The following is a 12,546-nucleotide window of genomic DNA, read 5'->3' as shown; positions in this document are numbered from 1 at the left end:
CTGAGTCAGGCGACTTCGACGCTCGACTCCTCGCCGAGAACTCGGAACTCGGTGCCGTCGGCAGCCATTTCCGAATAGCGACCGTAGAAAATACCTGTGGCTTCGTCGCGGATGATCGCTTGATGGATGGGAACCGCGACGCGCGGCGCTACCGCACGGAGGTAGTCGATGGCCTCCGAGATCTTGAGCCACGGTGCGGCGGCGGGGAGGGCAAGAACGTCGACCGTCTGTTCGGGGACGAAGAGGGAATCGCCGGGGTGCATGAACTGCGCCGGGTTGCTCGCGTCGCCGAGGAGGAACGCGGTGTTGTCGATCATCGGTAGGTCCGGATGGATGATCGCGTGCTCTCCGCCCGCTCCGGTCACCTCGACGTCACCGATGCTGAACCGGTCGCCCGGGCGGACTCCGGTCCAGCGTCCACCGAGCTTTTCCGCCGTCTGCGGATCGCTGTAGAGCACGGCGTCGGGGTTGGCTTCGGCCAGTTCGGGCAGGCGCGCGGGGTCGGCATGATCGGGGTGTTGATGTGTCACGAGGATGGCGTCGAGGCCGGTGATGCCTTCGAACCCGTGCGAGAAGTTGCCGGGATCGAAGAGGATCTTCGATCCGTTCAACTCCACGAGAACACAGGAATGGCCAAAATGTGTCAGTCGCATGATTTCGAGTATGCGCCGCCCTGAAGGGACTCGCAGGCGGCTCTCGCGGGTGTTGGCCGTCACGCCCCGATCACTCGATGCGAACCATCTCGGGTACGCCCGGTAAACTGGCCATCACCCGAGCGTTTCACTCCGGGTTCGCGCACTAGTACCGAGGAGCAGCACGTGGCCCGTGTCGTCGTCGAAGTCATGCCCAAGGCCGAGATTCTCGACCCCCAGGGACAGGCAATTGTCGGGGCACTGTCTCGCCTGGGCTTTGCAGGAGTATCCGATGTCCGTCAGGGCAAGCGGTTCGAGTTGGAGATCGACGGCAGTGTCGAAGACGCCGAACTCGAGAAGATCGCCGAAGGCCTGCTGGCCAACACGGTGATCGAGGATTGGACCGTCAGGCGAGTCGAGGCATGAGCGCACGTATCGGGGTAATCACGTTCCCGGGCACGCTCGACGACATCGACGCAGCCCGGGCTGTGAACCTGGCCGGCGGTGAAGCTGTCGAACTCTGGCACGGCGACGCAGACCTCAAGGGTGTCGACGCGGTTATCGTTCCCGGTGGATTCTCCTATGGCGACTACCTTCGCTGCGGCGCAATCGCACGTTTTGCTCCCGCGATGGGCAAGGTTGTCGAAGCAGCCAAGGGCGGCATGCCGGTCCTGGGCATCTGCAACGGTTTCCAGATCCTCTGCGAGGCAGGTTTGCTCCCCGGTGCCCTGACCCGTAACCAGGGTCTGCACTTCATCTGCCGCGACGAGTGGTTGACGGTCGAAGCCAACAACACGGCGTGGTCCTCACGCTACGAGGCCGGCGCCCAGATCCTCATCCCCCTCAAGTCGGGTGAAGGTCGCTTCCAGGCGTCCGAGAAGGTTCTCGACGAACTCGAGGGCGAGGGCCGCGTCGTCTTCCGTTACTCGGAGGAGAACCCCAACGGTTCGCAGCGTCGCATCGCCGGCATCTCTTCGGCCAACGGCCGCGTCGTCGGTTTGATGCCGCACCCCGAGCACGCCACCGAGGCTCTCACCGGTCCCAGTGACGACGGATTGGGCTTGTTCTACTCGGCACTCGACGCGATCGTCACTGCCTGATCGCCTGCTGATTTTCACCACTGAACGCCGACCGGAAATCCGGTCGGCGTTCAGTCGTACGTGGGCCCGGTAACCAGGGCTACTGGCTGTAGGAACTGAGGAAGTTGCCGAGTCGCTCGAGAGCGGTCGAGAGATCGTCGGTGTTGGGGAGAGTCACCAACCGGAAGTGATCGGGTTCGATCCAATTGAATGCGCGACCGTGGCTGACCAGGATCTTCTCCGACTCCAGTAGATCGAGAACGAACCTCTCGTCGTCGACGATGCCGAACTTGTCGACGTCGAGCTTGGGGAACAGGTACAGCGCCCCGTCGGCCTGTTGGCAACTGATTCCGTCGATGCTGTTGAGCGTGCTGTGCGCGAGATCGCGCTGCGCTGTCAGCCTGCCTTGTGGAAGCAACAGGTCCTCGATGGACTGGCGCCCGCCGAGTGCGGTCTGGATCGCGTGCTGCGCCGGAACATTGGCACACATTCGCATGTTGGCCAGCAGTTTGATGCCTTCGATGAAACTCGACGCCCGCTCCAGTGGTCCGGTGATTGCCAGCCATCCTGCTCGGAACCCGCAGACGCGGTAGGCCTTGGACAGCCCCGAGTACGTCAGACACAGGACGTCTCGCCCGGTCATCGACGCAAGGTTTGTCATGGATCGGCCGTCGTAGACGATCTTTTCGTAGATTTCGTCGGCGAAGAGCATCAGATCGTGTTTGCGCGCGATGTCCACGAAGCGTTGCAGCACCTCCGTCGAGTAGACGGCGCCAGTCGGATTGTTGGGATTGATGACGACAATCCCTCGGGTACGGGGAGAGATCCGAGCCTCCAGATCGTCGAAGTCCGGTGCCCAGCCCTGGCTTTCATCGGTGAGGTAGTGGACCGGCGTGCCGCCGGCAAGTGAAACCGAAGCCGTCCACAAGGGGTAATCGGGAGCGGGAATCAGGATCTCGTCCTCGGGATTGCAGAGCGCCTGCATCGTCAGCGTGATCAGTTCGGAGACGCCGTTTCCGAGATAGATCTCGTCGACGGTGACATCGGTGATACCCCGCGTCTGGTAGTACTGCACCACCGCGGTGCGCGCCGAATACAGTCCGCGAGAATCGCAATATCCCTGCGCGGTAGGGAGATTGCGGATCATGGCCATCATGATTTCGTCCGGAGCTTCGAATCCGAAGGGGGCCGGATTGCCGACGTTGAGTCGCAGGATCGTGTGTCCCTGATCCTCGAGTTCTTCGGTCTTGTCGAGAATTCGCCCTCTGATGTCGTACCTGACATTCTCGAGCTTGCGGGCCTGATCGATGGGTGTGTTCACGCGGTTACGTACCTCTTCCGGTTCGGTTGGGCGAGTTGTGTTTCAGATGAGAAGGGCGCCTCAGTGTTCAGCTCTGGAAATGGACATTGATTCGCGATAGCGCTAGCGTCGGTGGGAGAGTAGCGCTACTATGTTTCGACATGTCCAATGATAGCAGTTCGAGGATCGTCGCAGCCTTGCGTGAATGGATCTCGACGGCTCCTCCCGGCGCGAAGCTTCCGTCCACTCGGTCGCTCGTGAGCCTGCACGGTGCCAGTCCGGTCACCGTGCAGAAGGCGCTGCGAACGCTGGTATCTCAGGGAGTCGTAGAGGCTCGACCCGGAGTGGGAACCTTCGTACGCGCGGCGCGCGTCGTGCGACCCAACGATTACGGGTGGCAGACAGCGGCGCTCGGATCGCCGAATTATCGGCTGCAACTGCCTATTGCGCTGCAGTCCACCTCCAACGACGTGATCGCGCTGCATTCCGGCTATCCGGCCCGAGAGCTGTTGCCGGAAGGTCTGGTTCGTGCAGCCTTCACCAGGGCGACGCGAACCGACGCCGTGTTCAATCGACCCCTCGCTGCCGGGCTTCCGGAACTGCAGTCCTGGTTTGCCTCCGAATTGGGTTCCGCCACTCCTGCCGGGATCACTCCGCCGGGGCCGAACGACGTGGTTGTACTTCCCGGCAGTCAGGGTGGGCTTGCGACGTCCTTCCGTGCGTTGGTGGGGGAGGGGCGGCCGTTGCTCATGGAATCGCCGACCTACTGGGGTGCGATCCTGGCTGCCGCGCAGGCTGGAGTCACGGTCATTCCGATCTCCAGCGGCGCTAAGGGTCCTGATCCTGAAGAGCTTTCGCGTGCATTCGAACAGACCGGTGCCCGTGCGTTCTATGCACAACCGAGCTTCGCGAGTCCGACGGGAGCGCTGTGGTCGCCGTCGTTGGCTGACAAGGTTCTCGATACCGTCCGTCGGCACGGCGCGTTCCTCATCGAGGACAGTTCGGCGCTCGACTTCGGAATCACCGCAGATCCCAGCCCCATCGCTGCTCGCGACGACAGTGGACACGTCGTCTACCTTCGTGCACTGACCAAGAGCGTCTCGCCGTCGGTGCGAGTTGCCGGATTGATCGCCCGAGGCCCGGCCTACGAGCGAATTCTTGCTGATACACAGGCAGATTCGATGTATGTCAGTGGGATGCTGCAAGCGGTAGCACTCGACGTCGTGACCCAGCCGGCCTGGCGCACGCACTTGCGCAGGCTTCGTCACCAACTCGAGGCCAGACGCGATCTCCTCGTGTCGAGTTTGCGCGAACATGCGCCGGACGCTCACCTCGACGCCGTACCGCAAGGCGGACTCAACCTCTGGCTGCGGCTCCCGGACACCACGAATCTCGAACGCGTGGTGCAGGACTGCCGGTCGGCCGGCGTCATCGTCGGGGCCGGCGACGATTGGTTCCCGGCGGAACCGACCGGAAAGTTCTTGCGGCTCAACTACGCCGGACCGAACCCGGGTGAGTTCCCCGACGCTGCCCGCATCATCGGCCGAGCAATCACACAACATATGTAGAACTTCACCTCGCTGGTGGTTGACCTGAACTTCCGTTGAGGTTTTATCGTCGTATCCATGAACGAACAAGCGATGCAGCCACCGGCCAATCAGCCGATCGGATTCTGGACCGCGCGTGCCGGTGAGGCGATTCGTGCGCGCACGAGGGGAGCGCTCGAAGCGATCGGCGTCACCCAGCCGCAATGGTGGGTCCTGCACCAACTTTCGCTGCACCCTGAAGGGATGGAGCGAGCTGCCCTCCTCCGCACGATCGGTCCGAACGAATCAACTGACGTGGTCGACGCGGCCGTCGACTCTGCCCTCGATCTGGGGTGGGCGCGTGAAGACGGGGCTGTCCTTCTCCCCACTGATGCGGGCTCCCAGCAGTTCGAACGCGCCGCGCGGATACAGCAGATGCTGCAGGAAGAGCGGATGCAGGGAATCAGCGAAGAAGAGTTCGTCACCACCATCACGGTTCTGCAGCGAACCATCAAGAACGTGGGCGGCGACGCCTGGCACTGGTAGCCGCCACTACCGCCGCCCGCTGCCGGGTAGGACGGCTTCGATCAACTCGACGGCACGGGACACACCGCCCGCCGCTGCGAGCTCTTTTGCCAACTCTGTACTGCGTCGTCGGAACTCGTCCGAGCTCACCCGAGCCAACGCCTCACGAAGCTCTGCTGTCGTGACGGTAGCGCTGTCGACGCGTACTGCGACACCGGCGTCGACCAGCGAGTCGGCGTTGCCGAACTGATCGACGGCTTGCGGCACCGCGATCATGGGTGTGCCGGTCACGAGCCCCTCGCTGGATCCGCCCATACCCGCGTGGGTCACGAACGCGTCGGCCTGCTGCAGAATCGCGAACTGCGGTACCCATCGGTGTATTTCGACGTTGTCGGGCACTGGTCCGAGATCTGAGATCTGCACCTGCTTTCCGATCTGGAGGACGACGTGCCAGCCGTCCAGCTCGCCGAAAGCCTCGACGCAGGTACGGTAGAAATCCGGATGATCGGTGAAGGCTGAACCCAACGAAATCAACAGAAGTTTGCGGTCCGGATCCGGGTTCACCCAGGGTTGACTGCTCGGTTCGAGTGCCGGGCCGACAAAGGTGTACACGTCACGGTTCACGCGATCGGCGTTGGGCTGCATCGATTCTGCGATCAGAACGATCGCACGCGGTGGGCGTCCGGTGAACTCGCGCGGGTCGACCTCGACGCCTTCGCTGCGGAAGAACCGGGCCTCCCGATCGAGCAGGTCGATGCCTCTCGGGTCGGAGCGAATCTCGTCGTACATCGGTGCGGCGTCGGCTTCGTAACCGTCCCAGGCGACGTACGTCGGCGACAGCTGGATGATGGGAACGTTCCACTGCTGAGCCAGTATTCGCCCTGGAACTCCTGCGATGTCGTAGAGGAAGAGGTCGGGACGGTCGTCGTCGTAGATTCGGCGCAGCTGCGGCAGCATCGACTCGTAGTCGTCCTGGAAAATCGTCAACTGATCGATCAGATCTCCGTCCCAACTCTTCTCCGGTTCGGCGCCGTCAGGAGAAGGAACGAGGCTGGGCAATGTGGAGACGTACGGTGCGAATACGGCCCCGGTCGCCTCGATGACCTCACGCATCGACTCGTCGTTGGCGTAGGTGACGCGGTGACCGGCGGCGACGAGACGCGCGATGATCGCCAGGCTCGGATTGACGTGGCCAGGTGCCGGAATGCTCACCATGGCGATATGTCTGCGGGTCATCGATCACTCCTGCCGTCTGACTGTTGTCGAACGACAACTGTTCTGGAACAACTCCGGATACCGGACCGAGACTATCCACCAGGATAGGTAACGGCATCTGATTTTTTGTCGGGGAAGTACCGTGCACTCTCGAGTAGGACTGCGCATCCGAGTGCCGGGATGGGCGAGCAGACTTCGAAGCATGAGCACACCGACAACACCTTCGAAGACCACTGCAGCCTTCTATCTTCAGGCCGGAATAGCCTTTGCCGTCAGTTTTGTCGGCACCCTCCTCGGAATTGCGTATCTTCCGATCGATGCGTGGCAACGCGGATTTCTCGGAATGTCCTTGCTGTTCCTGGTCACCAGTACGTTCACGTTGGCCAAGGTGATTCGTGATCAGCAGGAAGCGTCGACAGTCAGGGTTCGAGTGGACGAAGCTCGACTCGAGAAGTTGATCGCCGAGCACGATCCGTTCAAAGCGGCAGCCTGAAACCTGTCGGCAAGGTGAGGATCAGCGTGCTGCCGGGAGGTTGTTCGTTTCGGAGCGCCACCAGATCGCCGCCGTGTGCGAGCGCGAGGCTACGCGCAATCGTGAGCCCCAAACCGGAACCGTCGGATCGATCACCGCGATGGAAACGGTCGAAGACTGATTCGAGTTCGTCTGTGGGAATTCCGTCACCGGTGTCGGTGACGGACACCGAGAGGTGGTCACCTTCCCGCGCGAGTGTCACCGTCACCGAACCTCCGCTCGGAGTGTGCCGCAACGCGTTTTCGAGCAGGTTGGCGAGGATCTGGTCGATTCGTTGGCGATCGACCTCGGCCGTGATCGGTTGCGGAGGTAGCGCGGTAGTCAATTCGACTCCACGATCGGCGAAACGCGGCGCCGCTGCTGCCGTTGCGCTGCAAACGATGTCGTCGATATTCTCATCCCGGCGATCGAGTTCGAGAGCGTGTTCGTCGGCAGCGGAGACGTCCGCCAGATCACAAGAGAGCCGACGCAGTCTTTCGAGTTGATCGCGCATGACCGACCACGAAGAGGAGTCCGCGGGTAGGACGCCATCCTCGATGCCGTCCACGTACGCAGCCAAAGTCGATACCGGAGTGCGTAATTCGTGGGCAAGATCGGCAAGCAGGCGTTTGCGGACCCGATCCGAATGATCAAGGCGTGCCGCCATGTCGGCAAAGGCAGTTTCGAGACGCGTGAAATCGGCATCTACGCCGGACCGGCCGATAGTCACGTCGAAGTTCCCGTCGGCGACGCTTTGCGCCGCCTCCGCCAGCGTTGAGATCGGGGCGGTGATGCGTCGGACGATGTAGACCGCGGCGATGCCGGCGCCCACCAGTGCGACTGCAATCCCGCACAACAGAGCGATGGTCATCGTCTGAGCGAAAGCTTCTTCGGTGTGGGTACGGACGTTCGAGTCTTCGATGCCGGCCATCATGAGGTGGTTGTGAAAGAGCGGGGCAGCGACGGCAATGGCGACTGCGGCGATGGCGAGGCAGGAGACGAACAGAACGACAAGCTGCGCGAGCAGCAGTTTTCCGCGTAACCCGAGTTTGTTCATGACGACCGCGTTCATGACGACCTCAGGGAGTATCCGACGCCCCTGACGGTCCTGATGAACCGAGGATCGGTCGCGTCGTCGCCGAGTTTGCGGCGTAACGCACGGACATGGACGTCGACGATGTGCTGGTCCCCGAACCAGGACGACCCCCACACCGAGGTGATGATCTCGGCCCGACTCCAGGCAGCGTCGGGTCGGGATGCGAGTGCGGACAACAGAGTGAACTCGGTGGGAGTGAGATCGACCAGGGCGTCGTCCACACGAACCGTGCGGGACAGGACGTCGATGTCGAGTCCGGGAGGCGTTGGCAGTACTTTCGGCAGCAAGCTCGACGCGCGTGGCCGTCTGAGCAGTGCTTTCACTCGCGCAACCAACTCGCGGGGGCCGAAGGGTTTGACCACGTAGTCGTCTGCGCCGGCTGCCAGCCCGGTTACCTTGTCCGACTCGTCACCGCGGGCGGAGAGCATCAGGACATACGCGTCGGAAAACGTGCGGATCCGCCGGCAGACTTCCAGACCGTCGAAGCCCGGAAGCATCAGGTCGAGCACGATCAGTGCGGGCTCGAAGTCGCGCACCGAACGTACTGCGCTCGGCCCGTCGTGGGCGAGGCGCACGGTGAATCCCTCGCGTGTCAGATAATTGGCGACAACCTTCGCAAGGGCAGTCTCGTCGTCGACGACAAGAACACGCCCCGGTTCCTCACCAGGTCGTAGTTCGGCGCTCATCGAACCGAGGTTAGTCGACTGCGTGTCTGCATTTCTGTCGCGTGGTGATTTCCGTTCGACTGTGAAGATTCGATGAAGGAAGCCTGTTTGGGCCGGTTATCGGGCTTCGAGGCGGATTTCCGCCGGTAACGTGGCAACTGTGCATTTGCAGCACTGTCGTCAAATCAATTGTGGTGCAGTGCATATCGAACAGAATCAACTCTCGGGAGTGAAAACATGTCTTTGACGGTCAGGAAGAGCGCCACGCGGTTCGTTCCGGTTGTGGCAGCGGCAGCACTGTTGATTGCCGGATGCTCGGACAACTCCGGGGAGAGTGTCAACCATTCTTCCGAAACAACCAGCGTCGCAGCACAGTCGGAGATTCCCGCGGGTGTCAATGCCGCCGACATCGAGTTTCTCGAAGGGATGTACCCGCATCACGCGCAGGCATTGGACATGGCCAGAATGGTCGACGGTCGAACCGACAATCCGGAACTTCTCTCGCTTGCAGCGCAGATAGAGGCAGCGCAAGGCCCGGAAATGGCTCAGATGACCGAATTCCTGACGAAGTGGGGACGCCCCGATCCTTCGTCGAGTTCGATGGAGGGCATGGATGATTCGGCGCATGCGGGACACGGCGTCGGGATGGCCGAGATGCCGGGCATGATGTCGGCCGACGACATGGCCGCCCTCACCGACGCCAGTGGCGCGGAGTTCGACAAGTTGTGGTTGACGATGATGATCGAGCACCACAAGGGTGCCATCACCATGTCCCAGACCGAGCTCGACAACGGGCTCGATCCATCGGCGGAGAAGATGGCAGAAGCTATCATCGCCGGTCAGCAGGCGGAAATCACTCAGATGGAAGCGATGTTGAAGGGGAGTTGAGCGATTGACGTTGGCCGCGTGACCTTGCTCGGTGGCTGAGCCGGGCATACGTTCGAGGCTGATGGCTTGACCGCTGCAGTGCCGGAATCACACGCGAGGGGATGACCGCCACATGGATCACAGTCAGATGGACCATAGCGAGATGGACCACAGCCAGATGAACCACAGTCAGATGGAGCATGGGGCCCACGGTGGTCACGGGGATCACGTCGCACAGTTCCGGACGTTGTTCGCAGTCATGCTGGTAATCGCAGTTCCGGTTGTTGCGGCAGATGCGATGTTCGCTGATCTGGTCGGGTACACCCTTCCGGAAAACTCTCTGGTGGAATGGATCTCGCCGGTACTCGGCACGGTGATGTACTTCTGGGGCGGCAAGCCGTTCCTCACCGGCGCTGTCGCCGAAATACGTTCTCGGCAACCCGGAATGATGCTTCTGATCGCACTTGCCATCACCGTTGCCTTCTTCGCGTCTTGGGCTGCAAGTCTGCACTGGGTGGATCACACTCTTGATTTCTGGTGGGAGCTCGCGCTCCTGATCGTGATCATGTTGTTGGGTCACTGGATCGAGATGCGTTCGCTCAGTCAGACTTCGAGCGCCTTGGACTCTCTTGCCGCTTTGCTTCCCGACGAGGCCGAACGGGTGGTGGGGGAGTCGGTGGAAACCGTGCCCACCGCAGCTCTGGCTACCGGCGACCTGGTGATAGTTCGTCCCGGCGCCCGAGTTCCCTCGGACGGAACGGTCGTCGAGGGAAGCGCCGACATGGACGAATCCATGATCACGGGCGAGTCGAAGACCGTCCGCCGGACTGTCGGAGATCAGGTGGTGGCCGGCACCGTAGCCACCGACTCGGCACTTCGGCTTCGAGTCACCGCTGTGGGAGAAGACACCGCGCTCGCCGGTATCCGGCGCCTGGTCGAACAGGCCCAGAACTCGTCGAGTCGTGCTCAGGTGTTGGCGGACAAGGCCGCTGCTCTGCTGTTCTGGTACGCACTGGGCGCGGCAGTGCTGACCGCGATCGCCTGGAGTATCTGGGGCACACCCGAGAGCGCAGTCACCCGGACGATCACCGTTCTGGTGATCGCCTGCCCGCACGCGCTCGGGTTGGCGATTCCGCTGGTCGTCTCCATCGCGACGGAACGGGCCGCTCGGGCTGGGATCTTGATCACCGACCGCATGGCCCTCGAGGCGATGCGCAACGTAGACACCGTTCTCTTCGACAAGACCGGCACTCTCACCAAGGGGGAGCCCGCAGTGGTCGGTGTACGCGGTGTCGACGGGTATTCCGATGATGACGTGCTCAGCGCGGCAGCTGCCGTCGAGTTCGACAGCGAACATCCACTCGGGCGCGCCGTCGTCGCAGCGGCGCGGGAGTTGTCGCTCGACTTCACTTCGGGTTCCGACTTTCAGGCGCACAACGGGATCGGGGTTGCTGCGGACGTCGCCGGTGCACGCGTCGGTGTCGGCGGACCGGGGATGTTGAGATCGGTCGGGGCCACAGCGATCCCGGGGACCGAAGAGTGGCTGAGTGACGGGTCGACCGTCCTGCATGTAGTGCGTGACGAGAAGGTGATCGGTGCATTGGCATTGGCCGACGAGATTCGCCCGGAATCGGCATTGGCCGTCGACGCCCTCCACGCTCGCGGTGTGCGCGTGGCCATGGTCACCGGAGACGCAGAGGCCGTGGCCCATTCGGTGGCTCGCAGGCTCGGGATCGACGAAGTTTTCGCCGAGGTGCTTCCGCAGGACAAGGGAGCACAGGTATCTCGGCTTCAGGCTGCGGGCCACCGCGTGGCGATGGTCGGTGACGGGGTCAACGATGCGCCGGCACTTGCCCAGGCGGATGTGGGCATCGCGATCGGTGCCGGAACCGACGTGGCGATCGCGTCGGCGGGAGTTGTTCTGGCCAGCGATGATCCGCGTTCGGTGAGCTCGGTCATCGAGCTCTCCCGCGCCACCTACCGGAAGATGGTTCAGAACCTCTGGTGGGCAGCGGGATACAACGCGATCTCGGTTCCCCTCGCTGCGGGAGTACTGGCGCCCGTCGGGTTCGTGCTGCCGATGGAGGTCGGAGCAATCCTGATGTCGGTATCCACTGTGGTCGTTGCCGCGAATGCTCAGTTGCTGCGACGCTTGGACTTGCGGCAACCACCGGTGACCGCGCTCGAGTCGAGAGTGCTCACACCGCAGTAGTGAGCGGATGAAGGCGGACTACTGTCGGCTCAGGAACGGAATGAGCGCACGCAGCACAGCTTCGGAGTCCGCGACCGCGCTCGCGTGATCAGCCCCCTCGATCACGGCCAAAGCACTGTCCGGAATCATGGACTCCAGATGCTCGGTATCCGGCAGGCGCTCGCGATCTCTCGATCCGACGAACAACAAAGTCGGCGTGGCGATCCGGCGAAGCACGGCGTCGTCGATGCCCTGCTCCTTCTCCGCACGCCGCATGTAAGCCGCGAGTGCGAGGGGATCGTTGATTCGAAAGGCAGTCGCGGTCTGAGGATCCACCGGTTTGCCGCGTCTCGCGCCCCAACCGGTCAGAAATCCTTCGATACCGCCGCTTTCGAGTGCGTCGATGCAGCCTGGGAAGAACAATGCGTCGAACGCGCCCGTCATCGGTCGGCTACTACCGCCTCCGACGGTCAACGATCGCACCCGTTCGGAGTGCTCGACAGTCAGCGACATCACCGAGCGCCCGCCGAACGAGTATCCGAGGACGTGAGCCGGTTCGAACGGAGACTCCGTGTCGAGGATCTCCAGGAGATCGCCGACCACCAGATCCATTGCATACGAATCGGAGTCGTGTGGTTTGTCGCTGCGTCCGTGACCCCGCATGTCGACGAGAATCAGACGATACTGTTCCTGGAGCGCCTTGACGTACCCGAAGCCACGCCAGATGGAGCGAGACAACGCAGTGCCGTGCACCATCAACAGGGGTGGGCCGTCGCCCACGATCTGATAGGTGATCCGCGCACCGTCCACCGGATTTCTCACATCGTGCAACACCCGTCCAGTATGGGTGCCAGTTACTACGCACGTGAACTCGAGTAGCCGACCGGAGCCATTTCGACGGATGCCGGGAACTTTCACGAACAGTCGAGCAATCAACTC

The 12,546-nt window shown here is 62.3% G+C and carries 13 protein-coding genes; 7 read left to right on the top strand and 6 right to left on the bottom strand.

Annotated elements, in window-relative coordinates:
- Positions 1 to 5: 5 nt before the first annotated feature.
- Complete coding sequence (locus DBV08_RS21430) at positions 6 to 653, bottom strand: MBL fold metallo-hydrolase (protein ID WP_095971412.1); 648 nt, start codon at positions 651 to 653, stop codon at positions 6 to 8.
- A 165-nt stretch (positions 654 to 818) separates the two neighbouring features.
- Here DBV08_RS21430 and purS point away from each other — a divergent pair, with 165 nt between their 5' ends.
- Both purS and purQ read left to right on the top strand, forming a co-directional pair.
- Positions 819 to 1,058, top strand: a complete 240-nt coding sequence (gene purS, locus DBV08_RS21425; RefSeq protein WP_003945817.1) for a phosphoribosylformylglycinamidine synthase subunit PurS — start codon at positions 819 to 821, stop codon at positions 1,056 to 1,058.
- The gene (purQ, locus tag DBV08_RS21420) at positions 1,055 to 1,732 is read left to right on the top strand and encodes a phosphoribosylformylglycinamidine synthase subunit PurQ (RefSeq protein ID WP_003945887.1); all 678 of its coding nucleotides are present in this window, start codon (positions 1,055 to 1,057) and stop codon (positions 1,730 to 1,732) included. Before purS ends, purQ begins: the two co-directional genes overlap by 4 nt.
- A gap of 79 nt (positions 1,733 to 1,811) precedes the next feature.
- Here purQ and DBV08_RS21415 read toward each other — a convergent pair whose 3' ends face one another.
- Entirely contained in the window at positions 1,812 to 3,032 is a 1,221-nt protein-coding gene (locus DBV08_RS21415) for a pyridoxal phosphate-dependent aminotransferase (protein ID WP_095971411.1), read from the bottom strand.
- 140 nt (positions 3,033 to 3,172) lie between these two features.
- On the opposite strand from DBV08_RS21415, the gene DBV08_RS21410 reads away from it, so the two are divergent.
- Positions 3,173 to 4,579 carry a PLP-dependent aminotransferase family protein gene (locus DBV08_RS21410; RefSeq protein ID WP_124568771.1) on the top strand — a complete coding sequence of 469 codons (1,407 nt, stop codon included), beginning with the start codon at positions 3,173 to 3,175 and terminating at the stop codon, positions 4,577 to 4,579.
- Between the two features lie 57 nt (positions 4,580 to 4,636).
- Positions 4,637 to 5,083 carry a MarR family winged helix-turn-helix transcriptional regulator gene (locus DBV08_RS21405; protein WP_124568770.1) on the top strand — a complete coding sequence of 149 codons (447 nt, stop codon included), beginning with the start codon at positions 4,637 to 4,639 and terminating at the stop codon, positions 5,081 to 5,083.
- Positions 5,084 to 5,089: 6 nt separating this feature from the next.
- Here the strand turns inward: DBV08_RS21405 and DBV08_RS21400 are convergent, their stop codons facing one another.
- Positions 5,090 to 6,298 carry a macrolide family glycosyltransferase gene (locus DBV08_RS21400; protein ID WP_124568769.1) on the bottom strand — a complete coding sequence of 403 codons (1,209 nt, stop codon included), beginning with the start codon at positions 6,296 to 6,298 and terminating at the stop codon, positions 5,090 to 5,092.
- A 181-nt stretch (positions 6,299 to 6,479) separates the two neighbouring features.
- Here DBV08_RS21400 and DBV08_RS21395 point away from each other — a divergent pair, with 181 nt between their 5' ends.
- A complete protein-coding gene (locus DBV08_RS21395) occupies positions 6,480 to 6,770 on the top strand; it encodes a YiaA/YiaB family inner membrane protein (RefSeq protein WP_003945505.1) in 291 nt (96 codons plus the stop codon).
- Here the strand turns inward: DBV08_RS21395 and DBV08_RS21390 are convergent.
- Entirely contained in the window at positions 6,754 to 7,860 is a 1,107-nt protein-coding gene (locus DBV08_RS21390) for a cell wall metabolism sensor histidine kinase WalK (RefSeq protein WP_124568768.1), read from the bottom strand. The genes DBV08_RS21395 and DBV08_RS21390 overlap by 17 nt on opposite strands.
- Complete coding sequence (locus DBV08_RS21385; RefSeq protein ID WP_095971406.1) at positions 7,857 to 8,570, bottom strand: response regulator transcription factor; 714 nt, start codon at positions 8,568 to 8,570, stop codon at positions 7,857 to 7,859. The genes DBV08_RS21390 and DBV08_RS21385 overlap by 4 nt, the downstream gene beginning before the upstream one ends.
- A 216-nt stretch (positions 8,571 to 8,786) precedes the next feature.
- On the opposite strand from DBV08_RS21385, the gene DBV08_RS21380 reads away from it, so the two are divergent.
- A complete protein-coding gene (locus DBV08_RS21380; protein WP_124568767.1) occupies positions 8,787 to 9,437 on the top strand; it encodes a DUF305 domain-containing protein in 651 nt (216 codons plus the stop codon).
- Positions 9,438 to 9,579: 142 nt separating this feature from the next.
- A complete protein-coding gene (locus tag DBV08_RS21375; protein WP_260395687.1) occupies positions 9,580 to 11,628 on the top strand; it encodes a heavy metal translocating P-type ATPase in 2,049 nt (682 codons plus the stop codon).
- Positions 11,629 to 11,646: 18 nt separating this feature from the next.
- On the opposite strand, the gene DBV08_RS21370 is transcribed toward DBV08_RS21375, so the two are convergent.
- On the bottom strand, positions 11,647 to 12,417 hold the full coding sequence (locus DBV08_RS21370; protein ID WP_095971403.1) for an alpha/beta fold hydrolase: 771 nt from the start codon (positions 12,415 to 12,417) through the stop codon (positions 11,647 to 11,649).
- Positions 12,418 to 12,546: the final 129 nt, after the last annotated feature.

Source organism: Rhodococcus sp. KBW08 (assembly GCF_003852455.1).
In the GTDB taxonomy this organism is placed as follows: domain Bacteria; phylum Actinomycetota; class Actinomycetes; order Mycobacteriales; family Mycobacteriaceae; genus Rhodococcus_F; species Rhodococcus_F baikonurensis.
The sequence above is the reverse complement of the archived record's forward strand: the minus strand, read 5'-3'. Positions and strand labels throughout refer to the sequence as shown.